Origin of the sequence: Stenotrophomonas riyadhensis (assembly GCF_040256885.1) — a bacterium.
GTDB lineage: Bacteria > Pseudomonadota > Gammaproteobacteria > Xanthomonadales > Xanthomonadaceae > Stenotrophomonas > Stenotrophomonas riyadhensis.
Genome location: NZ_CP155568.1, coordinates 3,225,733 through 3,251,342, shown reverse-complemented (window position 1 = coordinate 3,251,342; position 25,610 = coordinate 3,225,733). Strand labels below are relative to the sequence as shown.

General features: G+C 66.7%; 21 protein-coding genes and 1 tRNA gene. 17 read left to right on the top strand and 5 right to left on the bottom strand.

Annotated elements, in window-relative coordinates:
* The first annotated feature begins 83 nt into the window (after nucleotides 1-83).
* Genes SriyCCGPB3_RS15230 through SriyCCGPB3_RS15220 form a run of 3 tightly spaced genes read left to right on the top strand, consistent with a single transcriptional unit; the run spans nucleotide 84 to nucleotide 7,328 of the window.
* Complete coding sequence (locus SriyCCGPB3_RS15230; RefSeq protein WP_350259467.1) at nucleotides 84-5,474, top strand: DNA repair ATPase; 5,391 nt, start codon at nucleotides 84-86, stop codon at nucleotides 5,472-5,474.
* Between the two features lie 2 nt (nucleotides 5,475-5,476).
* Nucleotides 5,477-6,178: a hypothetical protein gene (locus SriyCCGPB3_RS15225; RefSeq protein WP_239506136.1), complete on the top strand. Its 702-nt coding sequence runs from the start codon at nucleotides 5,477-5,479 to the stop codon at nucleotides 6,176-6,178.
* A gap of 40 nt (nucleotides 6,179-6,218) precedes the next feature.
* Nucleotides 6,219-7,328: a toxic anion resistance protein gene (locus SriyCCGPB3_RS15220; protein WP_110712999.1), complete on the top strand. Its 1,110-nt coding sequence runs from the start codon at nucleotides 6,219-6,221 to the stop codon at nucleotides 7,326-7,328.
* Nucleotides 7,329-7,399: 71 nt separating this feature from the next.
* Here the strand turns inward: SriyCCGPB3_RS15220 and SriyCCGPB3_RS15215 are convergent, their stop codons facing one another.
* Complete coding sequence (locus SriyCCGPB3_RS15215) at nucleotides 7,400-8,287, bottom strand: LysR family transcriptional regulator (RefSeq protein ID WP_164161527.1); 888 nt, start codon at nucleotides 8,285-8,287, stop codon at nucleotides 7,400-7,402.
* A 96-nt stretch (nucleotides 8,288-8,383) separates the two neighbouring features.
* Between SriyCCGPB3_RS15215 and trpB the strand changes: the two genes are divergently transcribed.
* The 6 genes from trpB (at nucleotide 8,384) to SriyCCGPB3_RS15185 (ending at nucleotide 14,283) form a co-directional block, all read left to right on the top strand.
* Entirely contained in the window at nucleotides 8,384-9,601 is a 1,218-nt protein-coding gene (gene trpB / locus SriyCCGPB3_RS15210; protein ID WP_014647880.1) for a tryptophan synthase subunit beta, read from the top strand.
* On the top strand, nucleotides 9,598-10,278 hold the full coding sequence (locus SriyCCGPB3_RS15205; RefSeq protein ID WP_164161529.1) for a hypothetical protein: 681 nt from the start codon (nucleotides 9,598-9,600) through the stop codon (nucleotides 10,276-10,278). Before trpB ends, SriyCCGPB3_RS15205 begins: the two co-directional genes overlap by 4 nt.
* Before the next feature lies 1 nt (nucleotide 10,279).
* Nucleotides 10,280-11,089, top strand: coding sequence for a tryptophan synthase subunit alpha (gene trpA / locus SriyCCGPB3_RS15200; protein WP_164161530.1), 810 nt, complete (start codon nucleotides 10,280-10,282; stop codon nucleotides 11,087-11,089).
* Nucleotides 11,090-11,307: 218 nt separating this feature from the next.
* Nucleotides 11,308-12,183: an acetyl-CoA carboxylase, carboxyltransferase subunit beta gene (gene accD / locus SriyCCGPB3_RS15195; protein WP_110712994.1), complete on the top strand. Its 876-nt coding sequence runs from the start codon at nucleotides 11,308-11,310 to the stop codon at nucleotides 12,181-12,183.
* Nucleotides 12,183-13,544 carry a phosphoglucosamine mutase gene (glmM, locus tag SriyCCGPB3_RS15190; RefSeq protein WP_164161531.1) on the top strand — a complete coding sequence of 454 codons (1,362 nt, stop codon included), beginning with the start codon at nucleotides 12,183-12,185 and terminating at the stop codon, nucleotides 13,542-13,544. Before accD ends, glmM begins: the two co-directional genes overlap by 1 nt.
* A gap of 256 nt (nucleotides 13,545-13,800) precedes the next feature.
* Nucleotides 13,801-14,283: an RcnB family protein gene (locus SriyCCGPB3_RS15185; RefSeq protein ID WP_110712992.1), complete on the top strand. Its 483-nt coding sequence runs from the start codon at nucleotides 13,801-13,803 to the stop codon at nucleotides 14,281-14,283.
* A gap of 48 nt (nucleotides 14,284-14,331) precedes the next feature.
* Here SriyCCGPB3_RS15185 and galE read toward each other — a convergent pair whose 3' ends face one another.
* From galE to SriyCCGPB3_RS15165, 4 genes are all read right to left on the bottom strand, one after another.
* Nucleotides 14,332-15,354, bottom strand: a complete 1,023-nt coding sequence (gene galE, locus SriyCCGPB3_RS15180) for a UDP-glucose 4-epimerase GalE (RefSeq protein ID WP_164161532.1) — start codon at nucleotides 15,352-15,354, stop codon at nucleotides 14,332-14,334.
* 75 nt (nucleotides 15,355-15,429) lie between these two features.
* Complete coding sequence (locus SriyCCGPB3_RS15175) at nucleotides 15,430-16,287, bottom strand: polysaccharide deacetylase family protein (RefSeq protein ID WP_014037956.1); 858 nt, start codon at nucleotides 16,285-16,287, stop codon at nucleotides 15,430-15,432.
* Nucleotides 16,280-17,425, bottom strand: coding sequence for a glycosyltransferase family 4 protein (locus SriyCCGPB3_RS15170; RefSeq protein WP_110712990.1), 1,146 nt, complete (start codon nucleotides 17,423-17,425; stop codon nucleotides 16,280-16,282). The genes SriyCCGPB3_RS15175 and SriyCCGPB3_RS15170 overlap by 8 nt, the downstream gene beginning before the upstream one ends.
* A gap of 18 nt (nucleotides 17,426-17,443) precedes the next feature.
* Complete coding sequence (locus tag SriyCCGPB3_RS15165; protein ID WP_153855815.1) at nucleotides 17,444-19,324, bottom strand: DUF3413 domain-containing protein; 1,881 nt, start codon at nucleotides 19,322-19,324, stop codon at nucleotides 17,444-17,446.
* A 153-nt stretch (nucleotides 19,325-19,477) separates the two neighbouring features.
* On the opposite strand from SriyCCGPB3_RS15165, the gene SriyCCGPB3_RS15160 reads away from it, so the two are divergent.
* The 8 genes from SriyCCGPB3_RS15160 to SriyCCGPB3_RS15125 all read left to right on the top strand — a co-directional run bounded on the left by SriyCCGPB3_RS15160 (nucleotide 19,478) and on the right by SriyCCGPB3_RS15125 (nucleotide 25,605).
* Nucleotides 19,478-20,455 (top strand): isopenicillin N synthase family dioxygenase, encoded by a 978-nt coding sequence (locus SriyCCGPB3_RS15160; protein WP_153855816.1) that lies wholly within the window; start codon nucleotides 19,478-19,480, stop codon nucleotides 20,453-20,455.
* Nucleotides 20,456-21,144: 689 nt separating this feature from the next.
* Entirely contained in the window at nucleotides 21,145-21,900 is a 756-nt protein-coding gene (gene tpiA / locus SriyCCGPB3_RS15155) for a triose-phosphate isomerase (RefSeq protein WP_153855817.1), read from the top strand.
* A 31-nt stretch (nucleotides 21,901-21,931) separates the two neighbouring features.
* Complete coding sequence (gene secG / locus SriyCCGPB3_RS15150; protein WP_153855818.1) at nucleotides 21,932-22,369, top strand: preprotein translocase subunit SecG; 438 nt, start codon at nucleotides 21,932-21,934, stop codon at nucleotides 22,367-22,369.
* 51 nt (nucleotides 22,370-22,420) lie between these two features.
* Nucleotides 22,421-22,505, top strand: a tRNA-Leu gene (locus SriyCCGPB3_RS15145).
* 111 nt (nucleotides 22,506-22,616) lie between these two features.
* A complete protein-coding gene (locus SriyCCGPB3_RS15140; protein WP_008265012.1) occupies nucleotides 22,617-22,973 on the top strand; it encodes an NADH-quinone oxidoreductase subunit A in 357 nt (118 codons plus the stop codon).
* Nucleotides 22,964-23,518: a NuoB/complex I 20 kDa subunit family protein gene (locus SriyCCGPB3_RS15135; RefSeq protein ID WP_005417936.1), complete on the top strand. Its 555-nt coding sequence runs from the start codon at nucleotides 22,964-22,966 to the stop codon at nucleotides 23,516-23,518. Before SriyCCGPB3_RS15140 ends, SriyCCGPB3_RS15135 begins: the two co-directional genes overlap by 10 nt.
* Nucleotides 23,519-23,551: 33 nt before the next feature.
* Nucleotides 23,552-24,301, top strand: a complete 750-nt coding sequence (locus tag SriyCCGPB3_RS15130; protein ID WP_005410462.1) for an NADH-quinone oxidoreductase subunit C — start codon at nucleotides 23,552-23,554, stop codon at nucleotides 24,299-24,301.
* Entirely contained in the window at nucleotides 24,298-25,605 is a 1,308-nt protein-coding gene (locus tag SriyCCGPB3_RS15125; RefSeq protein WP_110712985.1) for an NADH-quinone oxidoreductase subunit D, read from the top strand. Before SriyCCGPB3_RS15130 ends, SriyCCGPB3_RS15125 begins: the two co-directional genes overlap by 4 nt.
* Nucleotides 25,606-25,610: the final 5 nt, after the last annotated feature.

Here is a 25,610-nt window from a genome sequence, read left to right as displayed (position 1 = left end):
CATGGGGCGGTGGCCGCCGTGGCCATCGCCCGTCCGTGCCGGCCGCACACGCGGCCGTTCGCCCGTGAGCTGGAAGCCTGCTGATGTCTGAAACCCATCCGTCCGCCGAAACCACCGCGCCGGAGGCCGGCGGCACCACCGTCGACCAGGCCGTCGCCCAGGGCGGTGCCTACGAAGTCCTGCGCCGCCGCCTGGCCGAGCAGGGCCAGCGCCTGCAGGGCCTGGCCGAAACGCTCAACCGCCAGCGCCTGGCCGAATTCGGCGACAGCCGGTTGGAAGTGGCTGGGCGCTTCCGCATCCGCAGCGAGAACAACTGCGTCGGCCGCGACATCGTGCAGGTGGGTCCTGACCGCCTGCTGTTCGGCTACAACGTGTTCATCGGGCTGAAGACCCAGACCCGCATCGAGGACGTGTTCGGCCTGTACCGGCTGGTGCAGGGCAGCGATGGCTACGACGTGGCCGCGCTGGAGCTGAAGGGCAGCTTCCTCGACCAGCCCGGCTTCGTGCACGACTTCAACGAGCTGTACGCCTACTACAAGCACGCACGCCTGCTGCAGCTGATCGTGGTGGGCGACAAGCTGCTGGCCTCGTTCCAGATCGGTGAACGCAGCAGCGATGTGCGCGTGTTCCGCTGGGCACTGTCGCGCGATGGCGAACTGACCTATCTGGATGCGCGCGGCGAGCGTGACATCGCGCTGCCGCCGCCGTTCGACTTCGAATGGACCAAGGCCACCCGCGACCTGGCAGTCAATGGTCGCCATTCGCACCTGAACATCCTCGACACCCTGTTCGTGGAGACTACCGGCGGCGATCTCACCATCAAGGTCGAGAACAACACCGAGACCGGGCAGGGCATCTACAGCGAACCGGTGGAGGACAGCACGCAGTCGCTGGACGACGCCCAGTTCGAATTCGCCCGGGTGGGCTCGCTGGTGCTGCTGAAGGTGCTGCCGTACCGCGAGACGGAGTGGCGGGGCCTGATCTACAACACTCTGACCGGCGGCATCGTGCGCAACGATGCGATCGTGCAGGCCTGCGTGCAGCTGCCTGAGGACCACGGCGTGATCTTCCCGGGCGGCTACTACCTGCAGGGAGGCGAGCACAAGGCGTTCGACGCCTCGATGGCCGGCATGCAGTTCAAGCGCAGCATCCGCTCGCCCAATGGCGAGGATGTGCTGTACATCTTCTACGAGCGCGAGGGTGGGCGCTCGGCGCTGTTCGTCTACAACACCATCCAGCGCGTGCTGCAGAACCCGGTGTTCGGCCATGGCTACGCCTTCCTGCAGGACGGGCGCATGGTGCTGTTCCATGCCGAAGGCAACGAACCGACCCGCATCCACCCGATGCAGGTCTGGCAGACCCCGTTCAGCAGTGACGAGTTTGCTGCCAGCCGACCGCCCGGCAACACCTTCATGGGCCGCATCGGCAACGCCGAGCTGGTGCGTGGCATTTCCAACCTGTTCAACCTGTCGCGCGAGATTGATGGCCAGGACGTGTCGGTGCAGCGCTACCAGCGCCTGGTGGCCGACACCCGACGCCTGTTCGATGCCCACCACTGGCTGGGCGACGCGGCCTGCGATGGTGCAGAGGCGCTGCTGCGGCAGATCAGCGCCACCGGCGAATCGGTGCTGGACGAATACGAAAAGGTGCAGTCGATCCGCCAGCAGTCGGCGCAGGCGATGGTCGAGGCCGAGGCCGCGCACAAAGCCCTGCTGGGCCGCCTGCAGCCGCAGAACTGGAACGAGGTGCAGGCCTTCGTCGAGGCCCTCAACGCAATCACCGCATTGCGTGGACGCCTGCTGACCATCCGCGAGCTGCGCTACATCGACACCGCACGCATCGAGACGATGACGGCCGAACTGGTGGAGGCCCAGGATCGCGTCGGCGCCGCCACGGGTGACTTCCTCGCTGGCGATGCCGCGCTGGCGCCGCTGACCGCGCGCCTGCAGGCGCTGGATGACGCGGCCCAGCAGGCACAGAGTGCCCGCCAGCTGGACGAGCAGCTGGAAGGATTGCGTGGCATGGCGGCCGACCTGGACATGCTGTCCGAGCTGATGGCCGGCCTGAAGGTGGAGGATGCCACCGCCCGTACCCGCGTGGTCGAGTCAATCTCTGTGCTGTACGGGCGTCTCAACCAGGCGCGTGCGCGCGCCGATCAGCGCCGCAGATCGCTCGGTTCGGCCGAAGCCGTGGCCCAGTTCGCCGCACAGTTCGCGCTGTTCTCACAGTCGATCACCAGCGCGCTGGCCCTGGCTACCGATCCGGAGCGCGCCGACGAGCAGCTGTCGCGCCTGCTGGTGCAGCTGGAAGAGCTGGAGAGCCAGTTCGGCGAACATGAGCAGTTCCTCGGTGACATCCTGAGCAAGCGCGAGGAGCTGGTCGAAGCCTTCGAGACGCACAAGCAGGCGTTGCTGGATGACCGCCAGCGCAAGGCGCGCTCGGTGCTGGATGCGGCCAACCGCATTCTCGATGGCCTGGCCAAGCGCACCGAGCGCTTCGCTACCGCCGATGAGCTCAACGCATTCTTCGCTGGCGATCCACTGATCCTCAAGCTGCGTGAGCTGGCCGAGCGCCTGCGCGCATTGCATGACAACGTCAAGGCCGACGACATCGAGGCGCGGCTGAAGGGCGTGCGGGACCAGGCGGTGCGCCAGCTGCGCGACCGCAGTGATCTGTACGAAGCCGGCGGCAACGTGGTGCGGCTTGGACCGCGCCACCGCTTCAGCGTCAACACCCAGGCGCTGGACCTGACCCTGCTGCCGCGTGGTGACACGCTGGCGATCCACCTGACCGGCACGGACTTCCTTGAGACCCTGCACGATCCGGAGCTGGATGCGCTGAAGCCGTTCTGGCCAGTCACCCTGGACTCGGAATCGCCCACGCTGTATCGCGGCGAGTATCTGGCCGGCAGCTTGCTGATGGCCGCGCAGGAGGGCCGCGACGGCCTTGACCTGGCCACGCTGCAGCACGACGTCGCCACGCCCGAAGCGCTGGACCAGCGCGTGCGTGCGTTCGCCGCACCGCGCTACCGCGAAGGCTACGAGCGCGGCATCCATGACCACGATGCCGCGCTGATCCTGCGCGCACTGTTGCCGCTGCAGCAGGCCGCGGGCAGCCTGCGCCACCTGCCGCAGGTGCGTGCGCTGGCACTGCTGTTCTGGGCGGCCGAGCAGCGTCGTGAGGCGGTGGCACAATGGCCAGCGCGGCAGGCCGGCGCCGAGGCACTGGCGCGATTGTTCGGATCCGACGAGGGACGCCAGGCCTTGCGTGCGGAGATGGCCGTAGCGCTGTCGGCCTATGCGCAGTCCCATGCCCTGCCTTTCGATGCCGATGCCGCAGAGGCTGCGGCGGCTTATCTGGGTGAAGAGCTGGCGGCGGGCGAGCCGGTGTTCAGCAGCAGCCGCCATGCGCTGGTCCTGCTGGAGGCACTGTCGCAACAGCTGGAGCAGGCAGGGCAGCGTGAAGCGGTCGAGCGTGCCCTGCAGCGCAGCCAGGATCCGCTGGCCACGCGCTGGGCACTGGCCAGGCAATGGCTGCGTGCACTTGCGGGAACGCCGGCGTACGCCATGCATGCCGGCTATGTCGATGAAGCGGCGGCACTGCTCCTGGTGCAGCGCCAGCTGCGCACCCGTGCCAGCGACGCTGCGTTGCGGGTGGAGGTCAATGGCCTGCTTGGCGAGCATGCGCGCATCGGCAATGGCACGCTTGCGTTGTCACTGGACGATTTCCTGGCACGCCTGCAGCAGCACCTGCGTCACTTCGTGCCGGCATTCCATGCCTATCAGGCGTTGCGCCAGAGCATCATCGGCCGCGAGCGCGAGACCCTGCGGCTTTCCGAGTTCAAGGCGCGGCCGCTGTCTTCGTTCGTGCGCAACAAGCTGATCAACGACGTCTACCTGGGCGTGATCGGTGACAACCTGGCCAAGCAGATGGGCACGGTGGGCGAGAACAAGCGCAGCGACCTGATGGGCCTGCTGATGATGATTTCGCCCCCGGGCTACGGCAAGACCACGCTGATGGAATACGTGGCGCACCGCCTGGGCCTGGTCTTCATGAAGATCAACGGTCCGGCGCTGGGTCATGAGGTGCGCTCGCTGGACCCGGCCCAGGCACCGGACGCAACCTCGCGGCAGGAGCTGGAGAAGCTCAATCTGGCATTGGAGATGGGCAACAACACCATGCTGTATGTCGACGACATCCAGCACACCCATCCCGAGTTCCTGCAGAAGTTCATTTCGCTGTGCGATGGCACCCGCCGCATCGAAGGCGTGTGGCGCGGCCGTACCCGCACCTACGACATGCGTGGCAAGAAGTTCTGTGTGGTGATGGCTGGCAACCCGTATACCGAGTCCGGCGAGGTGTTCAAGATTCCCGACATGCTGGCCAACCGTGCCGACATCTACAACCTCGGCGACGTACTCGGTGGCATGGAAGCCGCTTTCACGCTCAGTTACATCGAGAACAGCCTGACCTCCAACCCGGTGCTGGCGCCGCTGGCCACGCGTGACATGGCCGATCTGTATGTACTGGTCGAGCGCGCGATGGGCAAGGACGTCTCGACCAATGGCCTCAGCCATGCCTACAGCAGCGCGGAGATCAACGAGATCACTGCCACCCTGCAGCGCATGCTGCGCGTGCGCGACGTGGTCTACCGGGTCAACCAGCAGTACATCGCCAGTGCCGCGCAGGATGATCGCTACCGCACCGAACCGCCGTTCCGCCTGCAGGGCAGCTACCGCAACATGAACAAGCTGGCCGAGAAGATCTCGCCGGTGATGAACGAGGAGGAGCTGCAGCAGCTGATCTCCGACCACTACCTGGGCGAGGCACAGCTGCTCACCACCGGTGCCGAGGAGAACCTGTTGAAGCTGGCCGAACTGCGCGGCGTACTGGATGACACGCAGGCGCAGCGCTGGGCGCAGATCAAGCGCGATTTCCTGCGCAACAAGGCGATGGGTGCCGACGACAGCGATGTCGGTGGGCGTGTAGTGGCGCAGCTGGCTGACATCGCCAGCGCGTTGCAGTTGCCCCCGGCCGCACCGGAAGTGACTGCCGTTGCAGATCCGGCACCGTGGCCGGCATTGCTGGATGCCTTGCAGCGTCTTTCCGAAGCGCGGCCGGTGCCCGCGGCACCGATGCCGGTCGTTGCTGCACCCAGCAGCCCGGCCACACTGCTGGCCGAGGACCTGCAGGCCGGCCTTGCGCCGTTGGTGGAACTGCTGGCGGCATCGCAGGCGCAGCAGGTACAAGTGTCGCAGACCCTGGCCGCGTTCGCCGGTTGGGCGCGCCAGCAGGTCGAGCGCGGCGGACCTGGCAGTGCGGTGCCGCAGCGCGCGCGGGTGCGCCGCGCCACGACGCCGGAAGAGCGTGCGCTGGATGAAGCCCTGATGCGCCACTTCTACGGCGAGTCGTTGCCGCCGGATGACAACGAAGACGTCGCCACGCTGACACCGCAGCCGCAGCCGCCGCTGTGACCATGCAGGCGCCACTGCCGTCACCGATGCTGCCGGACACCGCCGAGGTGGCCGTGCTGGCCGATTACGGTGCACCGCTGCTGCAGGCGCTGGCGCGCTGCGAGACCGCGTTGCCACCGGGTGCGGGTGAGGGCCTGGTGGCGGCACTGGCACGCATCGCGCTGGCCCTGCAGGCCGACAACCCGACGCGTATCCGGCAGCAGGAGAGCTGGTGGGGGCGCCTGCTGGGGCGTGATGTCGATCGCGAGGCGGAAGGGCGTGCGCTGCAGTCGCAGCTGGGCGTGCTGGCCCTGCGGGCACGCGAGCAGGCACAGCACCTGCAGCAGCACGTGCAGCTGCGGGCCATGGCCATCGCCGAACATTCAGCGGCGGCCACGGCGCTGGACGCCTGGGCCGAGCTGGCGACGTCGCGGCTGACGCAGCTGGATGCCGCCGGCCAGGCCGCGCTGTCACAACGGCGGGATCACCTGCGACGGCTGGCGACGCTGCGTCGTCTGGAAGCCGGTCAATGGCAGCTGCTGCAGGACCAGGACGACGTGCTGCTGCAACGCTTCGCGCGCATCCATGATGTCCTGCTGCCGGCCTGGCGACAGGCCGCATTGGCCGACCAGACCGCCGCGGGCGCTGCATTGGCCGGCAAGGCTGCCACGCTGCACGCCCAGATCGATGACGAGGTTGCGGCCGCTCAGGCTAGACTGCGCTGAATCGGCCGCCGCCGCTTACCCATTGCAAGGAGATCGCCCGATGATCCAGGACAGTCAGAGCCCCGGCACGCTGGTGCCCGCCAACACCGCCGTTTCCACGCTCGACGAAGGCACGCTGAAGGCACTTGGCCTGGCCCACGAGGATCTGCCGCGCATCGCCGAGATCCGCCGTGAACTGGATGATCTGCGCCCCAGCAGCCTGCAGGTGTTCGGTCGCGATGCCGCCAGCCGCACGGCTGCGTTCTCGAGCCAGCTGCTGGACCAGGTGCGCAACCGCGACCTGGACGCCAGCGGCGAAAAGCTGGGTGAAGTAGTGCGCATTGCACGCAGCCTCAAGCTCGATGGGGTCGCGCAGCGGTCCAGGGTGCCGCTGATTGGTGGCCTGATCGATCGCCTGCGCGCCTCCAAGGGTGAGCTGGTGCAGAAATTCAGCGACACCAATGCGCAGATCGAACAGCTGCTGGGAGACGTCGGCGCGCAGCAGGTACTGATGGGCAAGCGTGTGGGTGAGTTCGACCGCATGCATGACATCGTCCGCGAAGAACGCCATGCGCTCGGCCTGTACGCCGCCGCCGGCAAGCAGCGCCTGGCCGAACTGCAGGCCGAACAGCTGGCCGGGCAGGGCAGTGAGGATCCGCAGCAGCGCATCCGCCAGAGCGATGTGGACAACGCGATCCGCCTGATCGAAAAGCGCGTGTCCGACCTGCAGCTGATGCAGCACGCCGCCGATCAGTCGCTGCCGATGATCCGCCTGATCCAGGCCAACGCGCTGCAGCTGATCGAGAAGTTCAACACGGTGCGCGAGATCACCATCCCGTCGTGGAAGCGCCAGTTCGCCATCCAGCTTTCGCTCGGCGAGCAGAAGGCCGCGGTCGAGCTGTCCACCGCCATCGACGATGCCACCAACGAGCTGATGCGCCGCAATGCCGACCTGCTGCGCCAGGCGTCGGTGGATACCGCACGCAGCAACCAGCGCGGCGTGATCGACGTGGCCACGCTGCGCCACGTGCACGACCAGTTGATCGCCACGGTCGAGGAAGTGCGCAGCATCCATCGCGAAGGCATGCAGCAGCGGCAGCAGGCGGAGGTGGAACTGTCGCGCCTGCGCGAGGACCTGCAGCAGCGGCTGGCCACCCCGACCGCCAGCTGAAAAAAGGGGACGGAGGGGATTAAGTCGTTTGTGCCACCTGCGACTTAATCCCCTCCGTCCCCTTTTTGTTGTCAGCGGAGTTGCTGGCCCAGCCAGTCGGCCAGCGCCTCCACGCGCGCATCGGCCTGTCCTTCTGGCCGCGCCAGCACCCAGAACCCGCCCGTGGCGGCAAATCCCCACGGTGCGACCAGCCTGCCCGCAGCCAGGTCTTCGGCCACCAGTGGCTCCGGTGCGATCGCCGGGCCCAACCCGGCCACCGCCGCCTCCAACAGGTAGTACAGATGCTCGAAGGCGGTGCCCAGCTGCAGCTTCGACGGATCCAGGTCGTGCGCTTGCGCCCACGCGGGCCACGCCTGTGGCCGAGAGCTGGTGTACAGCAATGTTTCCGGCAGCAGTGCCGTGGGCGATGCCTGCCGCAGGCGCTGCGCCGCCGGATGCGAGGGGGCCACCACGACGCCAACCCGCTCCGGTGCCAGTTCGCGTACCTGCCAGCCACGCGGCCACGGCCCCTGCGCCAGCAGCAGCACCGCATCCAGTGCGGCCTGCGCTTCGGTGAAACTGCCATCCAGCGCCGACCACTGCAGGCGCACGCCTGGCAGGGCGGCCTGCAGTGCAGGCAGACGCGGGATCATCCAGCGCGCCAGCACGCTGCCACTGCACCCCAGCACCAGCGCCTGCGCTGCCGCCGGCCGTCGCAGTTCACGCACGCAGTCCTCGATGCCGCTGAAGGCCTCGCTGCACGCTGCCTGCAGGCGCGTGCCCGCAGCGGTCAGGCGCAGCCCGCGCCCGGCACGCTGGAACAAGGCCATGCCCAGATGATCTTCCAGCAGCTTCAACTGCCGGCTGACCGCACCGTGGGTGACATGCAGATCCTGCGCGGCGCGGCCAACCCCGCCCAGGCGGGCGGTCGACTCGAACGCACGCAGCGCATTGAGCGGCGGAAGCAGGGAACGGCTCATGTGAGATTTCCTGACGATATGCGCCAGATAATATCCATTTTCCGGTCACGACCCGTGCGCTAGAGTATCCACCTGTCTGAACCACCGGTCGTATCCATGTCTGCCTCCCCCATTGCCGACTACCACGCCTTCCCCGACGCCCAGGGCCACTTCGGTCGCTACGGCGGCAGCTTCGTTGCCGAAACCCTGGTCGGCCCGCTGCAGGAACTGGCCCAGGCCTATGACCAGGCCCGTCAGGACCCGGCATTCCAGGCCGCCTACGACCGTGACCTGGCTCACTACGTGGGCCGGCCGAGCCCGATCTATCACGCCCAGCGCCTGAGCGATCATGTCGGCGGTGCGCAGATCCTGCTCAAGCGCGAGGACCTGAACCACACCGGCGCGCACAAGATCAACAACACCATCGGCCAGGCGCTGCTGGCCGCGCGGATGGGCAAGAAGCGCATCATCGCCGAGACCGGTGCCGGCCAGCACGGCGTGGCCAGTGCCACCGTTGCCGCGCGGCTGGGCCTGGAATGCGTGGTGTACATGGGCGCCACCGACATCGAGCGGCAGAAGATCAACGTCTACCGCATGAAGCTGCTGGGCGCGACGGTGGTGCCGGTCACCTCCGGCTCGGCCACCCTGAAGGACGCGCTCAACGAAGCGATGCGCGACTGGGTGACCAACGTGCAGGACACCTTCTACATCATCGGTACGGTCGCCGGTCCGGATCCCTATCCGCGCATGGTGCGCGACTTCAACGCCATCGTCGGCCGCGAGGCGCGCGAGCAGATGCTGGCCGAGTACGGTCGCCTGCCCGATGCGATTACTGCCTGCGTCGGCGGCGGCAGCAATGCCATCGGCCTGTTCCATGCCTTCCTCAACGATCGCCAGGTCGAGATCGTCGGTGCCGAAGCCGCCGGTGATGGCATCAGCACCGGGCGCCACGCTGCATCGATCGCGGCGGGTCGGCCGGGCGTGCTGCATGGCAACCGCACCTATGTGCTGTGCGACGACGACGGCCAGATCATCGAGACCCACTCGGTATCAGCCGGCCTGGACTATCCGGGTGTCGGCCCGGAGCACGCGTTCCTGGCCGATACCGGCCGCGCACGCTACCTCGGCATCACCGACGAGGAAGCGCTGCAGGCCTTCCACCTGCTGGCGCATACCGAGGGCATCCTGCCGGCACTGGAATCCAGCCATGCGCTGGCACAGGCGATCAAGCTGGCGCGTGAGCGACCGCGTGACCAGATCGTGCTGTGCAATCTGTCCGGCCGTGGCGACAAGGACGTGCACACCATCGCTGCGCGCGAAGGGCTGGTGCTGTGAGCGCGCGGCTGCGGAACAGCGGGGTGCTGCTGCTGGCGCTTGGGTTGGCCGCGTGCCAGCCGCCGGAGCCACCGGTGCTGGCGCCGGCCGCCAAGGCCACCACGCAGCCGGCGCAGCAGCTAGCCGCCAATGATGCCCTCGACCCGATGGCGCGCACGCCGATCGACGATCCGCCGTCTGTGGAAGCCAGTAATGGCGACAACGCACCCGCCGTCGCCTCGGTTGCACTGGACCATGCCGGCGAGGTGCTGGTCGGCCAGCACATGAGTGACCTGAACGCCCTGGGGCCCTGGAAGGCGCAGGGCGCGAAGGAATTCTTCGAAGGCGACTGCGAGTACTACGACGGCAAGGGGCTGCCGCCGGGCGTGTCGATGATGACCGACGACGATCGCGTGGTCCGTTTTGATCTGAAGCCGGGCGACGAGCCGGAGCTGCCGGTTGAACAGCCGGGACCGTTCGGCCTGCGCATCGGCATGACCCGTGCCCAGGCCGTGGCCCAGTTCCCGAAGCCGCCGGTGTCCAGCCCCCATGCCTACGACGGTGACCAGGGCGAGTACCTCACCTGGCAGGACCCGGGTTCGGACCTGGGCATCCGCCTGGAACTGTTTGAAGGGAAGGTCACCCGGATGTACTGGGGGACCAGCGATGCGATTGAACTGATTGAAGGATGTGCCTGAGATGCCTGTATCCCGACTCGATGCCTGTTTCCAGCGCCTGCGCGAGCAGCAGCGCAAGGCGCTGATTCCCTTCGTCACGGCGGGTGATCCGTCGCTGGAAGCGACCGTGCCGGTCATGCACGCACTGGTGGACGCCGGCGCCGACGTGATCGAACTGGGCGTGCCGTTCTCCGACCCGATGGCCGATGGCCCGACCATCCAGCGCAGCTCCGAGCGCGCGCTGGCGCGGGGGGCCGGCAGCCGCTATGTGCTGCAGGCCGTGGCGCAGTTCCGCGAGCGCGATGCGCAGACCCCGGTGGTGCTGATGGGCTACCTGAACCCGGTGGAGATCCACGGCTACGCGGCCTTCGCCAAGGCCGCCGTGGACGCCGGCGTGGACGGTGTGCTGCTGGTCGACCTGCCGCCGGAAGAAGCGGGCGAGGCCCTGCAGGCGTTCGACGCAGCCGGCCTGGCGCTGGTCCTGCTGGCGTCGCCGACCACCAGCGAGGCGCGTGCCGACAAGCTGCTGGCGCTGGCCCGTGGCTATCTCTATTACGTCAGCTTTGCCGGTGTCACCGGCGCGTCCGAGCGCCTGGACAGCGATGCCGCCAGTGCCCGCCTGCAGGCATTGCGCGTGCGCGCGTCGGTGCCGGTGGTGGCGGGCTTCGGCATCAAGGATGCCGACAGTGCTGCGGCCATGGCCCGCCAGGCCGACGGCGTGGTGGTGGGCAGCGCGCTGGTGGCGGCGTTGGCCGAAGCGGGCTCGGCGGAAGAGGCCGCGCAGCGCGCCCGGGCCTTCCTCGCCCCGCTGCGGCAGGCGCTGGATGCCTGAGGGGGAGTGCCGGCCGCTGGCCGGCACACGCCTGGGCCGCGTGTGCGACAAGGGTTGCCGGCCAGCGGCTGGCACTTCCCCGCACCTAAACGTACGTCCCAGCATGGTTTTTTCCAGCTGCCCCGTGGCCGGCAAGGGGGTGCACGGGCGGGGAAAGCGGAGCTAGACTGTCCGCCTTTGCGGCCCCTGGGCCGCCCTGAACGGAAGTGTCCTCCCGCATGAGTTGGCTCAGCAAGTTGATGCCGTCCGGCATCCGCACCGACAACACCCCCAGCAAGAAGCGCAGTGTCCCCGAGGGCCTGTGGGAAAAGTGCAGCAACTGCGGCAGCGCGTTGTACCGTCCGGAACTGGAAGAGAACCTGGAAGTCTGCCCGAAGTGCGGCCATCACATGGCGATCCGCGCGCGCGCACGCCTGGCCGCCCTGTTCGACGCCGACAGCACCACCGAAATCGGTGCGCGGCTGGGCCCGACCGACCTGCTCAAGTTCAAGGACCAGAAGAAGTACAGCGAGCGCATCAAGATCGCGCAGAAGAACACCGGCGAGTATGACGCGCTGATCGCCATGCGTGGCCTGCTCAAGGGCCGCGCGCTGGTCGCCTCGTCGTTCGACTTCGCCTTCATGGGCGGGTCGATGGGCTCGGTGGTGGGGGAGCGCTTCTCGCTCGCTGCCGAAACCGCAGTCGAGATCGGTGCGCCCTACGTGTGCTTCTCGCAGAGCGGTGGCGCACGCATGCAGGAAGGCCTGTTCTCGCTGATGCAGATGGCCAAGACCTCGGCCGCGCTGGGCAAGCTGCGTGAAGCCGGCCTGCCGTACATCTCGGTGCTGACCCATCCGACCACCGGTGGCGTGTCGGCCTCGTTCGCAATGCTGGGCGACATCAACATCGCCGAGCCGCAGGCGCTGATCGGCTTCGCCGGCCCGCGCGTGATCGAGCAGACCGTCCGCGAGAAGCTGCCGGAAGGCTTCCAGCGCTCGGAATTCCTGCTGGAGCACGGTGCCATCGACCAGATCTGCGACCGCCGTGAAATGCGCGACCGCCTGTCCGATCTGCTGGCAATGCTGGGCCGTCAGCCGGCGCCGGAGGTGGCTTGATGGGAGGCCGCAAGTACTTCGGTACTGATGGCATCCGTGGGCGGGTCGGCCAGGGCGTGATCTCGGCCGACTTCGTGCTGCGCCTGGGCAATGCCCTGGGCCGTGTCCTGGTCGCCCAGCGCGGCCAGGACGGGCGCCGGCCGATCGTGGTGATCGGCAAGGACACCCGCATTTCCGGCTACATGTTCGAAGCGGCACTGGAAGCCGGCCTGGTCGCCGCCGGCGCCGACGTACAGCTGCTGGGGCCGATGCCGACCCCGGCGGTGGCGTTCCTGACCCGCACGCTGGGCGTGGATGCCGGCATCGTCATCAGCGCTTCGCACAATCCGCATTACGACAACGGCATCAAGTTCTTTTCCGCCCAGGGCGAGAAGCTCGACGATGCCACCGAGTTGGCCCTGGAAGCGGCGCTCGACGTTCCGTTCACCACTGCCGAATCGGAAAAGCTGGGCAAGGCGTCGCGTGCGCGCGAAGCGGTCGGCCGCTACATCGAGTTCTGCAAGGCCAGCGTGCCGCGCGCATTTGATCTGCGTGGCGTGCGCCTGGTGCTGGACTGCGCGCACGGCGCCACCTACCAGATCGCACCACTGCTGTTCCGCGAACTGGGCGCCGAGGTGATCGGCATTGGTGCCGAGCCCAACGGCGTCAACATCAACGCCGGCGTGGGTTCCACCCATATCGACAACCTGGCGGCCAAGGTCCGCGAAACCCGTGCCGATCTCGGCATCGCCTTCGATGGTGATGGCGACCGTGTGCTGATGGCCGATGACCAGGGCAATCCGGTCGACGGCGATGACCTGCTGTACATCCTGGCTCGCGCCTGGAAGGACGAAGGCCGCCTGCGCGGCCCGGTGGTCGGCACGCTGATGAGCAACTACGGTGTGGAGAAGGCATTTGCCGACCTGCAGATTCCGTTCGTGCGCAGCAATGTCGGCGATCGCTACGTGCACCAGGCGCTGATCGAAGGCGGCGGCGTGCTCGGCGGCGAAGCCTCCGGCCACCTGCTGTGCCTGGACCGGGCCACCACCGGTGACGGCATCGTCAGCGCGCTGCAGGTACTGGTGGCGCTGCGCAACAGCGGGCAGACCCTGCGCCAGGCACTCAAGGGGCTGATGCGGGTGCCGCAGAAGACGGTCAACGTGCGGCTGGGCAATGTCTCGGCCAAGGCCACGGTGCAGGCCGACAGCGTGCAGGCCGCGCTGGCCGTCGCGCAGCAATCGGTGGCGGGTCGTGGTCGTGCATTCCTGCGCCCGTCCGGTACCGAGCCGGTGGTGCGGGTCACGGTCGAGGCCGATGATGCAACGCTGATGCAGGACACGCTGGACCGCCTGTCCGCTGCGGTGCGCGACGCCGCGGCCTGAGGCTGGCGACGGTACAACCTGGCACCCCGACATGGCCGCTTCTGCGGCCATGTCGCTTTCCAGCACCACTGGCTGAACCGATCGCGACCTGCGATCACGTTCAGCTGCTGCTGTGCGCTTTGTGACGCGCTTTGAACGATGCGCGGCGTATCCCCGGCATCAGGATCCCTGCATCGACGCACGCCATGCGCAGGTGGGGACCCGGTCGGAGCGGACCACGCTCCATCCTTCTTCCTTCGTTGCAAGGACCATGACCATGAACACCTCACTGCGCTACAGCCGCCGCCTGCTGGCAGGTGCGCTGCTGGTGCTGCCGCTGCTGGGCGGTGTCTCCATTGCCAGCGCAGAACGCCGGCCCGAAGGAGGGCCGCACATGTCCGCGCCACGCGAAGAGCCCCTGCGGGCGCCGTGGGGCTACCCGCGGATGGAGCGCCCGCGCGAACTGGGTAATGCGCGCCCAGCGTTCCGCGAAGACTACCGGCACAATTTCCGTGCCGACCATGCCTTCCGCATCGGCCCCTATCATCCGCCGGTCGGCTACGCCTACCAGCGTTGGCACTACGGACAGATCCTGCCGCGCCCCTACTGGGTCGGCGACTATATCCTCAACGATTTCTGGCTGTTCGGCCTGGACATGCCGCCGATGGGCTTTGAATGGGTGCGCTATGGGCCCGATGCACTGCTGATAAACACGGGCAACGGCGAGATCGTGCAGGTCGTCTACGGGCGATTCTTCTGACCGATGGAACCAGCCTGCGTCATGGCGCAGGCAGGTGCGGTGTATCGCTCACGGGCGTGACGGTGGCGCTTGGGTCGGCATTTCCCGCTGCCACTTCCAGGTGTCGCGACACATGTCGGCCAGCGTGTGCCGGGCCTTCCAGCCCAGCTCGCGCAGCGCCAGCGAGGCGTCGGCGAAGCTGACCGCGATGTCGCCATTGCGTCGCGGGACGATGCGGAACGGAATCCGTGTCCCGGTGACCTGCTCGAACGCCTGGATCAGCTCCAGCACGCTGTGGCCCTGGCCGGTGCCGAGGTTGAGCGTGATGCTGCGCCGTTGATCGCGCAGGAACCGCAGGGCCAGCACATGGGCATTGGCTACATCCTGCACATGGATGTAGTCGCGTACGCCGGTGCCGTCATGGGTCGGATAGTCATCACCGAAGACCTGGACTTCCGGCAGCAGTCCGGCGGCAACCTGCGCGATGTAGGGCATCAGGTTGCTCGGTGTCCCCTGCGGCAGCTCGCCGATCAATGCCGTGCCATGCGCGCCGACGGGATTGAAGTAGCGCAGCGTCGCCACATGCAGGTCCTGGCCCGTGGCGATCAGGTCTGCAAGCAGCTGTTCCACCACCAGCTTGGTACGGCCATAGGGCGTCATCGCACAGGTTGAAGCGGACTCGGCCACCGGGCAGTGCTCCTGGTTGCCGTACACGGTGGCGGAGGAGCTGAAGACCAGCAGCGTCACCCCGGCATCCTGCATCGCACCGAGCAGGGCGATCGTGCCGCTGATGTTGCTGTCGAAGTACTGCAGGGGCACCTTCTGCGATTCGCCCACGGATTTGAGCGCCGCGAAGTGCAGCACGGCATCGATCGCATGCTGCTGCATCAGGGCGGTCATGCGCGGTCGATCACGGATGTCAGCCTGCACGAACACCGGCGCCGTGCCGGTGATCCGCCCGATGCGCTCGACGACACCGGCGTCGCTGTTGCACAGCGAGTCCACGATGACGACATCGTGCCCCTGCTGCTGCAGCTCGACGCATGCATGCGAGCCGATATAGCCAGCGCCGCCGGTCACCAGTACGTTCATTGCCTTCACTGTTCCTTCGAATCCATTCAAGAATCGGGTGCTGCCCGATCGCCGGGACCGGTGCATTCGCGCCGTTTACGGGCCCGGCACCATCTTCTTCTGCCGGGCCTTGAAGCCGTTGAAGATCGGTGCGATCAGCGGGTTGTAGCTCCAGGCGATGCGTTTGCGAAGCCAGCTGGCCGGGCGGTTGCGGATCGCGAAGCGGTAGATGCGCTCCGGATCTCCACCGACCACGTTGCGGCCGAACGGATGGGTGGTATGCAGGTAGCGGAAACCCTGTTCGCGCGCCACTTCGATGTAGTCATCGTCGAAGTCGCCATAGGGCCAGCACAGCGTGTCGGAGACTTCGCCGAGCTTCTCCAGCAGCGTCTGCCTGGCCATCGCCAGGTCACCGCTGATGCCTTCGCGGCGCTGTGCACGATCCAGGTCGTCACGCTTCAGCCAGCGCGTGTGGCTGTGGGTGTGGCAGTGGACCTCGAACGTGCCCGCTTCGATCGCCGCGCGCGCTTCGCTCCAGCGCATCATCACTTCGTCGCTGCGGCCCTGCTTGTAGATCAGGTCTTCGCAGGCACGGTGTTCCGGCGTAACCGGCAGCTCCGCGCCTTCGATGCCGGCGTGCGGGCGTACCGGTCCTTCGTGCATCCAGCCGGTGACCACGAACACCACCGCATGCATGCCGTACTTCTGCAGGATCGGATGGGCGTAGACCCAGTTGTCCAGGTAGCCGTCATCGAACGTGATCACGATCGACTTGCGCGGTACCGGCTTGCCGGCAAGGAAGTCGGCGTACTGGTCCAGCGTCAGCGATGTCCAGCCGGTACGTGCGAGCCAGGCGATCTGGCTCTCGAAGTTCTCAGGGGAGACGGTGATCATGCCCGGAGAGTTGCTGACATGGTGGTGCATCAGCACCGGTACGGTTCTGGCATTAGCCATGACCCAGCTCCTTCAACCATTGGAGGTAGTAATTTTCGGTGGCCTCGCCATGGCCGGCCGCGCTGAACCGCGCAGTGCTGCGGATCCAGTCCCAACCGGCACGGCCCATCTGCCGCCGGCGTTCCGGATCGTCCACCAGCAGGCGCAACGCGCCGGTGAGGGCGGCGTCATCGCCCAGCCGGGTGAGGATGGCATTGCTGCCTTCCACCAGCATTTCAGGTACGCCACCAACGCGGTGCGAGACGATCGGCAGCGCCGCCTGCGCGGCTTCGAGGAAGACCGTGCCCGAAGCCTCCTTGTGGGTGGCCAGGGCGAAGATGTCGAAACCGGCCATCAGCCGGTGGGCGTCGCTGCGGAAGCCGAGCAGATGCACCTGGCGCTCCAGCCCGAGTTCGCCGCGCAGGGCCTGCAGGCGGCCCATCACCGGCTCGCCGTCGCCGACCACGGCCAGATGCAGGTCGGGGTTGGCCTTGCACAACGGTGCAATGGCATGCAGCAGTTCGGCATGGCCCTTGGGCTCGCGCAGCACGGCCACGCAGCCGACCACGATGTCGCGCTCGGCGAAACCGAGTTCGGCACGCACCTGGGCGCGGGTGTCCTGCAGGCGGGTCCACGCATCGGCCTGCCCGGAGGCGTTCCAGCGTGGTGGTGTCGCCATGGGGGGCACGATGCCGATGCGCTCCGCAGCGATGCCACGGTCGACCAGCAGCTGCTTGACGAAGTCGCTGACGGTGATGATCCGGTGCGGTAGGCGGGTATAGGTGAGCAGCGAGTTGACCGGGCTCATCAGGTGGCGCGAGCGCACCACCAGCGGTGTACCGCCCAGGCGCGCGCCGGCGGCAGCGATCAGCGCGTCACGGCGGCTGGTGGTATTGACCACGTCATAGCGCTCGCGGCGCACCAGGCGCGATACCGACCAGATGCCGCGCAGCAGCCGTGCCAGGCCTCCCATGCGCAGGGTATGTACGGTGAAGCCATCATCGCGAGCCAGCTGGGCCAGGCGTGCATCGGGCTGGCACAGCAGCGACACCTCATGGCCACGCGCACGCATCACCTGCATGTGGCGGAAGATGTAGATCTCCTGGCCCCCCATGCCCCTGGCGGCTTCGGTGTGCAGGATGCGCAGTGCGCGTTTCATGGAAACCATCCTCTGTGGTCAGCGGTTGCGGAAGCGGGTCAGCGCTTCCCATGCGGTACGGACGGCAGCGGCATCCGGGGCCTGCTGCGGCAGTGGGCGGTAGTGCAGGTCCAGCGAGGTCGCGTTGCCGAACTTGTCGAACACGTAGATGGCGTTGCCATGGCGGACGGCCCGTTGCGACCAGCTTTCCACCACCAGCGCGCGCTCGCCCGCAGGTTCGGCCAGCAGGTCCTGGCCAGTACTGAAATCGGTGAGCGTGTTCTCGCAGCCCAATGCGTGGCGCATCAGGGTCGGCACCCAGTCCTCGTGCGAGCTGATGCGCGTTTCATGTGCATTGCCCTTTCCGGGCCAGTGCAGCACGAACGGTACCTGCAGCTGGTAGTCGGAGAAGTTGCCGTTGTGGCCCCAGTAATTCAGTTTGAGGTCGTTGAATTCCTCGGCATGGTCGCCGGTGACCAGCACGATCGTGTCCTGGTCCAGGCCCTGCGCGCGAAGATCGTCCAGCAGCGTGCCGACCAGACTGTCGGCGTAGTGCACGGCCGTCCGATACTTGTTCAGTTCGGGGGTCGGGTCGTGGTCCGGGCCGAACTTCATGACGTCGATTTCCCTCGCCATCGGGGTCGCCAGCGGCGGGTAGCCGGGGGGCATGTGGTAGGGCGCGTGGGTGGAATCGAGGAAGACGAACCCGAACCACGGCGTGTGCGCGGCCTGGCTGGTCCGGATGTCCTTCCGCAGCGCGTCCACGATGCTGCGGTCGCGTCCTTCCGAACCCAGCTCGGAAGGCCCCTGGTGCAGCTGGTCGCGGACATCCGCGAACACAGTGCGGTCGAACTCTGGGCTGTACATCGGCGCACTGCCGTACAGATGCAGGTCGTAGCCCTGCTGGCCCAGCACCTTGAACAACTGCGAGCCGCGCTGCTCGTCGAGCATGCTCTGCCAGTAGCCGCCCGGAAGGCCGTAGAGCAGGCCGAACAGTCCGTAGCGGGTGGCATTGCCGGTGCTGAAGTGGCGGTCGTACACGCGCGCGTCCTGCGCCAGTGCCGAGGTGTTCGGCATGATCTGCGGGGTGAGGGCGTCGTGGCGCAGTGATTCCAGGACCACCATCAGCACATTCGGCCGGTGTGGATTCTGGCAGCGCAGTGGCTGCAGCGGGTACAACAGCTGCGCATGGCGTGGATCGGGCAGGCCGACCTGCTGCTCGCTGACCACGCCCAGCCTGCGCATGAAGCTCTTGGCAGTGATCGGCTGCGCCCAGGGCAGGTAGTTCCACTGGGCGATCACGTCGCGGTCGCCGCGCGCATCGTAGTAGGCGGTGGCCACCTGGCCACCGGCCATCAGCAGAACGACCACCGCCCAGGCCTGCAGTACCCGCCGCCGGCGCGGCGCGGCAGGCAGCAGCTTCCAGCAGGCCCAGGCGAGGATGCCTTCGGCGGCGAAGATGGCGGCGACCAGCAGTCCGGCCTGCAGCCAGGTTTTCCAGGACAACGCGACCTGGTCCTGCAGCGCGCCGCCGAACACCATGTTCACCACCATGGCATTGAGGTGGAACCGATACAGAGTGAAAACCTTCGCATCAACCAGCAACAGGCATAGCCACAGGCCCTGCAGCAGCACGGCGCTGATGCTCAGCGTGCGCGCGCTGCGCTGCCACAGGCCCAGCAGCAGCGGCAGCAGGCCGGCCAGCGCGCCGAAGGCAAGCAGGTGGCCGGGCAGGGCGATCGCCAGATAGGCCAGCCCCAGGCTGCCGCCCGGGTTGTCGCGCAGCGGCACGTTGCCGAGGGTGATCATCATCGCCAGCAATGCATTGCCCATGACGAACAGGGACCACCATGCGAGGCGGCGCCAGCGGCGGGCGGGGCCTGCGTAGGAGGTGGCAGCGGGGGCAGGGGCTGTGGGCATGGTGCTGGCGGGTTGAGGCGGCGCGGGAGGGCGGCGCGCCGGCAACGTAATGGATTCGTTAAATGCGCGCGGGTCGCGCATTGTATCGGTTTGTTTCCTTGTATCGAGTCGCGTTCGCCGGGCGATCTGTCACAATGTTCAGGCGGGCCATGAATGCGCTGGCCCCCCAGACCCAACGACAAGCCAGGAACCGCTGTGAGCCAGATCCCCACCCTCGACATCACCCGTTTTGACAGCGACCGCGAGGCCTTCGTGGCCGAGCTGGGCGCGGCCTACCGCCAATGGGGATTCGCGGGCATCCGCAACCACGGCATCCCGCAGGCCGACATCGATGCGGCCTACGATGCCTTCAAGGCCTTCTTCGCCCTGCCGGAAGAGATCAAGCGGAAGTACCACGTGGCCGGCAGCGGCGGCGCCCGTGGCTACACCCCGTTCGGCGTGGAGACCGCCAAGGGCTCCAAGCATTTCGACCTGAAGGAGTTCTGGCACATCGGCCGTGAAATCGCCGATGACTCGAAGTACCGTGACGTGATGGCGCCGAATCTGTGGCCGACCGAGGTCGAGGGCTTCCGTGAGCGCGGTTACGGCCTGTACCAGGCGCTGGACAACCTGGGGTCGCGCGTGCTGTCTGCGCTGGCCCTGCACATCGGCCTGCCGGAAGACTTCTTCGCCGACAAGACCAACTTCGGCAACTCGATCCTGCGCCCGATCCACTACCCGCCGATCACCACCGACGACATCCCGAACGTGCGCGCCGGCGCCCATGGCGACATCAATTTCATCACCCTGCTGGTCGGTGCCAGTGCCGCTGGCCTGGAGGTGCAGTCGCACGAGGGCGAATGGGTGCCGTTCACTTCGGACGCGGACACCATCGTGGTCAACATCGGCGACATGCTGCAGCGCCTGACCAACCACGTGTATCCGTCGACGATCCATCGCGTGGTCAATCCCCCGGGTGACCTGGCGCGCCAGCCGCGCTACTCGGTGCCGTTCTTCCTGCATCCGAACCCCGACTACCTGATCGACGTGCTGCCGTCCTGCATCACCCCGGAGAACCCGAGCCGGTACCCGGAGGCGATCACCGCCCACGGCTTCCTCGAGGAACGCCTGCGCGAGATCAAGCTGAAGTAATGAGTGAGAAGGCCGCCGAAAGGCGGCCTTTTTCTTTGCAGGGCTGCCGCCCTGCACCTGCAGAGGCCAAAGCCAAAGCCAAAGCGGCTCTGGGTTTCTGCTGGTTTGGCGGGGCGGTGTGGGCTGGCAGGACACGCCGTGAACCCGTCCCTGGGGGCTCGATGGCGCCATCCATGGCGCCAACGGTCCTGCCAACCCACACCGCCCCACCCCCGACAGTTTCCTGGTGACGGTGGGTAAATCGCGATTCCCGGTAGGTGTCGACCTTGGTCGACACGGTAGATCCACGCCATGCGTGTGGGGTAGGGGTCAGATCCCTTTTCCGCAGGAAAAGGGATCTGACCCCGGCAGCTACCCGCAATGCCGCTTTTGCTTTTGCTCTTCTTATTTCTTTCCGTGGCGGGCGGAACCGCCAGAATGTGTCAGAGGCCGGGCGGGTGGGGATGGCGGGGGTGTCCGCGGCATGGATGCCGCGGCCAAGCCCCCAGGGACGGGTTTACGGCGTCCCCCGGCATCCCCACCCGCCCGGCCAAGCTCACCAATCCAACCGGGCGATCCGCGACCAACCCCACCCCCGCCACGAGGGGCTGCGCCGTTCGCTGAAAATCCATGTAACCGCTTACACGGAAACGGATTTTTGCCGTAGCGGGTATCATGACCGGCTGACTTCACACAGGAGCCACCCGCTCATGCGCCGCAAGATCGTCGCCGGAAACTGGAAGCTGCATGGCAGCCGTCAATTCGCCAATGAACTGCTGGGGCAGGTCGCCGCCGGGCTGCCGCTGGAGGGGGTGGACGTGGTGATCCTGCCGCCGTTGCCGTACCTGGGCGAGCTGGTCGAGGACTTTGGTGATACCGGCCTGGCCTTTGGCGCGCAGGACGTGAGCAGCAACGAGAAGGGCGCCTACACCGGCGAGGTCTGCGCGGCCATGCTGGTCGAGGTCGGCGCCCGCTATGGCCTGGTCGGCCATTCCGAGCGCCGCCAGTACCACCATGAGAGCAGCGAGCTGGTCGCGCGCAAGTTCGCCGCCGCCCAGCACGCCGGCCTGGTGCCGGTGCTGTGCGTGGGCGAGACCCTGGAACAGCGCGAGGCCGGGCAGACCGAAGCGGTCATCGCCAGCCAGCTGGCGCCGGTGCTGGAACTGGTCGGCGCAGCCGGCTTCGCCAAGGCCGTGGTCGCCTACGAACCGGTCTGGGCCATCGGTACCGGCCGTACCGCTACCAAGGAGCAGGCGCAGCAGGTGCACGCGTTCATCCGTGGCGAAGTCGCGCGTATCGATGCTAGAATCGCTGATTCACTGCCCATTGTTTACGGCGGTAGCGTGAAACCCGACAATGCCGGGGAACTGTTCGCGCAGCCGGATGTCGATGGTGGGCTGGTCGGCGGCGCCTCCCTGGTGGCCGCGGACTTCCTGGCCATCGCAAGGGCGGCGGCCGCGAACTAATCCTAGAAGTATTGTCCGAGGGCGGTTTCCAATGCTGATGTTGATCCTCAATGTCGTCTACGTGCTGGTCGCTGTGGCCATGATCGCGCTGATCCTGATGCAGCGTGGTTCGGGTGCGGCGGCGGGTTCGGGCTTTGGTGCCGGTGCCTCGGGTACGGTGTTCGGTGCGCGCGGCGCCTCGAATTTCCTGTCCAAGTCGACCAAGTGGCTGGCCGTCGTGTTCTTCGGCATCAGTCTCTTCATGGCCTGGTATGCCGGTCATGGCAGCCGCCCGGCGGCCGACCAGGATCTGGGTCTGATGTCCGCCCCGGCGGCAGTCGCTCCGGCGGCTCCGGCGGGCGAGCTGCCGGCCGTTCCGAAGGCCGATGCGGTCCCGGTCGCCCCGGTTCCGGCTGCGAATGTGCCGGCTCAGGCGGAATCTTCGGTTTCTGGTGAAGAAAAGCCTTCGGAAGGCTCCCAGAAACGCTGAAGCCGGTTACAATACGCGGCGCATCGGGAAGATAGTCTGATGTGATCGTTTGCCCAGGTGGCGGAATTGGTAGACGCACTACCTTGAGGTGGTAGCGACGCAAGTCGTAGGGGTTCGAGTCCCCTCTTGGGCACCATTTGTAAGTAAAGCGGGTTCGTCTGGCGCGCAAGGCGCCAGGCAGATTCCCGTCCACTCCCCCATGCCAAAGCGCCTGCAGGCGCAGCGGCAGAGGCAAGAGAGAATCGCTGTGCTGGCCGAATATTTGCCGTCTCTGCTGTTTCTGATCGTTGCCACCGGTATCGGCATTACGCTGATGCTGGTTGGTCGATTCCTCGGTCCCCGCCGCCCCGATCTGGAAAAGCTGTCGCCGTACGAGTGCGGCTTCGAGGCCTTCGAAGACGCGCGCATGAAGTTCGACGTGCGCTACTACCTGATCGCGATCCAGTTCATCGTCTTCGACCTGGAAATCATCTTCATCGTGCCGTGGACCCAGGTCTTCATGGAGCTGGGTGCCCGTTCGCTCATCACCATGGGCCTGTTCGTCGGCATGCTGTTCCTCGGTTTCATTTACGTCTGGAAGAAGGGAGCGCTGGAATGGGAGTGATTCAGACTCTCGATGGCCTCATGAACAACCCGTCGCCGGAAGGCCGGGTTGATGACATCCTGCGGCCGGAAGGCGACAACCCGCTGCTGGAAAAGGGCTTCGTCACCACCAGCGTCGACGCACTGCTGAACTGGGCGCGCACCGGCTCGATGTGGCCGATGACCTTTGGCCTGGCCTGCTGCGCGGTCGAGATGATGCACGCCGGCGCCGCGCGCCTGGACCTTGACCGCTACGGCGTGGTGTTCCGTCCGTCGCCGCGTCAGTCCGACGTGATGATCGTGGCCGGTACCCTGGTCAACAAGATGGCCCCGGCGCTGCGCAAGGTCTACGACCAGATGCCGGACCCGAAGTGGGTCATCTCGATGGGTAGCTGCGCCAACGGCGGTGGCTATTACCACTACTCCTATTCTGTGGTGCGCGGCTGTGATCGCGTGGTGCCGGTGGACGTCTACGTCCCGGGCTGCCCGCCGACCGCCGAGGCGCTGGTGTACGGGATCCTGCAGTTGCAGAAGAAGATCTGGCGTACACAGACCATCGCCCGCTGACCCCTTCACCTGACAAGAGCGCGCCAAGCCCCCATGGCAGAGCAAGCATCCTTCATCGACCGACTCTCCGCACGTTTCGCAGGTGCGAAGGTCATCGTGGTCGAACCCCGCGGCGAAGTGACGCTGGAAGTGCCTGCCGCCGAGTGGCACGCCACCGCCCTGGCGCTGCGTGACGAGTTTGGTTTCGAGCAGGCCGTGGATCTCTGCGGCGTCGACTACCTCGGCTATGGCTCCGACGAATGGGACACCGCCGACGTGTCCTCGCAGGGCTTCAGCCGTGGCGTCGAAGGCAAGGCCCAGGGCCGCTTCGCGTGGGGCGAGTTCCCCACCGAGGAAAACGGTGCCGACGGTGCCCGCCCGCAGCACATGCCGACCCAGCGCTTTGCCGTGGTCGCCCAGCTGCGTTCGTACCAGCACAACCTGATGATGCACCTGCGCTGCTTCGCCCCTGACGAAGCGCTGCCGGTAGTGTCCTCGCTGACCGGCATCTGGCCGGGCCTGAACTGGTTCGAGCGCGAAGCGTTCGACCTGTACGGCGTGATCTTCGAAGGCCACCCGGACCTGCGCCGGATCCTGACCGACTACGGTTTCGTCGGCCATCCGTTCCGCAAGGATTTCCCGCTGATCGGCAATGTCGAAGTCCGCTACGACGAAGAAAAGAAGCGCGTGATCTACGAACCGGTCACCTCGGTGGAGCCGCGTGTCGGCGTGCCGCGCGTGATCCGCGACGACGCCCGTCTGCAGACCGCAGAAGGTGAGCGCGCGCAGGAGGCAGTGAAGTGAGCGAGTTCCACCAGGCCCGCGAAGCGTTCGCGAGCAATCCGGCCGAAGCACGGCAGGAAATCCGCAACTACACCATGAACTTCGGCCCGCAGCATCCGGCCGCGCACGGTGTGCTGCGCCTGATCCTGGAAATGGACGGCGAAACCATCATGCGCGCCGACCCGCACGTGGGTCTGCTGCACCGTGGTACCGAAAAGCTGGCCGAGTCCAAGCCGTTCAACCAGTCGATCGGCTACATGGATCGCCTGGACTACGTGTCGATGATGTGCAACGAGCACGCCTACGTGCGCGCGATCGAGACCCTGATGGGCATCGAGGCGCCGGAGCGTGCGCAGTACATCCGCACCATGTACGACGAAATCACCCGCATCCTCAACCACCTGATGTGGCTGGGTTCCAACGCGCTCGACCTGGGTGCGATGGCGGTGATGCTGTACGCCTTCCGCGAGCGCGAAGAGCTGATGGACTGCTATGAAGCGGTCTCCGGCGCGCGCATGCACGCGGCGTACTACCGTCCGGGCGGTGTCTACCGCGACCTGCCGGACCACATGCCGAAGTACAAGGAATCGCGCTGGCACAAGGGCAAGGCGCTGAAGCAGCTCAATGCTTCGCGCGAGGGCTCGCTGCTGGACTTCCTGGAGAACTTCACCGTCGAGTTCCCCAAGCGCATCGACGAATACGAAACCCTGCTGACCGACAACCGTATCTGGAAGCAGCGTACCGTCGGCATCGGCGTGGTCACTCCGGAACTGGCCCACCAGTGGGGCATGACCGGCGTGATGCTGCGCGGCTCGGGCATCGCCTGGGACCTGCGCAAGAAGCGTCCGTATGCCAAGTACGATGCCGTCGATTTCGACATCCCGCTGGGCAAGGAAGGCGACTGCTACGACCGTTACCTGGTCCGCGTTGCCGAAATGCGCGAGTCCAACCGCATCATCAAGCAGTGCGTGGCATGGCTGAAGGCCAACCCCGGCCCGGTCATGGTCAAGAACTTCAAGGTCGCTCCGCCCAAGCGCGAGGACATGAAGGACGACATGGAAGCGCTGATCCACCACTTCAAGCTGTTCAGCGAAGGCTATTGCGTGCCGGCCGGCGAGACCTATGCGGCAGTGGAAGCGCCCAAGGGCGAGTTCGGCTGCTACCTGGTCTCCGACGGCGCCAACAAGCCGTTCCGCGTGCACCTGCGCGCACCGGGCTTCGCCCACCTGTCCTCGATCGATTCGATCGTGCGCGGCCACATGCTGGCCGACGTGGTGGCGATGATCGGTACCTACGACCTGGTGTTCGGCGAGGTTGACCGGTAATGCCG

What these genes read in the sequence shown, in the direction of transcription:
- trpB (WP_014647880.1), top strand. Translation starts at nt 8,384, where the DNA reads ATGTCTGCCTCCCCCATTGCCGACTACCACGCCTTCCCCGACGCCCAG.
- glmM (WP_164161531.1), top strand. Translation starts at nt 12,183, where the DNA reads ATGGGAGGCCGCAAGTACTTCGGTACTGATGGCATCCGTGGGCGGGTC.
- SriyCCGPB3_RS15135 (WP_005417936.1), top strand. Translation starts at nt 22,964, where the DNA reads ATGGGAGTGATTCAGACTCTCGATGGCCTCATGAACAACCCGTCGCCG.
- accD (WP_110712994.1), top strand. Translation starts at nt 11,308, where the DNA reads ATGAGTTGGCTCAGCAAGTTGATGCCGTCCGGCATCCGCACCGACAAC.
- SriyCCGPB3_RS15160 (WP_153855816.1), top strand. Translation starts at nt 19,478, where the DNA reads ATGCGCTGGCCCCCCAGACCCAACGACAAGCCAGGAACCGCTGTGAGC.
- trpA (WP_164161530.1), top strand. Translation starts at nt 10,280, where the DNA reads ATGCCTGTATCCCGACTCGATGCCTGTTTCCAGCGCCTGCGCGAGCAG.
- SriyCCGPB3_RS15225 (WP_239506136.1), top strand. Translation starts at nt 5,477, where the DNA reads ATGCAGGCGCCACTGCCGTCACCGATGCTGCCGGACACCGCCGAGGTG.
- SriyCCGPB3_RS15230 (WP_350259467.1), top strand. Translation starts at nt 84, where the DNA reads ATGTCTGAAACCCATCCGTCCGCCGAAACCACCGCGCCGGAGGCCGGC.
- SriyCCGPB3_RS15170 (WP_110712990.1), bottom strand. Translation starts at nt 17,425, where the DNA reads ATGAAACGCGCACTGCGCATCCTGCACACCGAAGCCGCCAGGGGCATG.
- galE (WP_164161532.1), bottom strand. Translation starts at nt 15,354, where the DNA reads ATGAACGTACTGGTGACCGGCGGCGCTGGCTATATCGGCTCGCATGCA.
- SriyCCGPB3_RS15165 (WP_153855815.1), bottom strand. Translation starts at nt 19,324, where the DNA reads ATGCCCACAGCCCCTGCCCCCGCTGCCACCTCCTACGCAGGCCCCGCC.
- SriyCCGPB3_RS15130 (WP_005410462.1), top strand. Translation starts at nt 23,552, where the DNA reads ATGGCAGAGCAAGCATCCTTCATCGACCGACTCTCCGCACGTTTCGCA.
- secG (WP_153855818.1), top strand. Translation starts at nt 21,932, where the DNA reads ATGCTGATGTTGATCCTCAATGTCGTCTACGTGCTGGTCGCTGTGGCC.
- SriyCCGPB3_RS15185 (WP_110712992.1), top strand. Translation starts at nt 13,801, where the DNA reads ATGAACACCTCACTGCGCTACAGCCGCCGCCTGCTGGCAGGTGCGCTG.
- SriyCCGPB3_RS15175 (WP_014037956.1), bottom strand. Translation starts at nt 16,287, where the DNA reads ATGGCTAATGCCAGAACCGTACCGGTGCTGATGCACCACCATGTCAGC.
- SriyCCGPB3_RS15220 (WP_110712999.1), top strand. Translation starts at nt 6,219, where the DNA reads ATGATCCAGGACAGTCAGAGCCCCGGCACGCTGGTGCCCGCCAACACC.
- SriyCCGPB3_RS15215 (WP_164161527.1), bottom strand. Translation starts at nt 8,287, where the DNA reads ATGAGCCGTTCCCTGCTTCCGCCGCTCAATGCGCTGCGTGCGTTCGAG.
- tpiA (WP_153855817.1), top strand. Translation starts at nt 21,145, where the DNA reads ATGCGCCGCAAGATCGTCGCCGGAAACTGGAAGCTGCATGGCAGCCGT.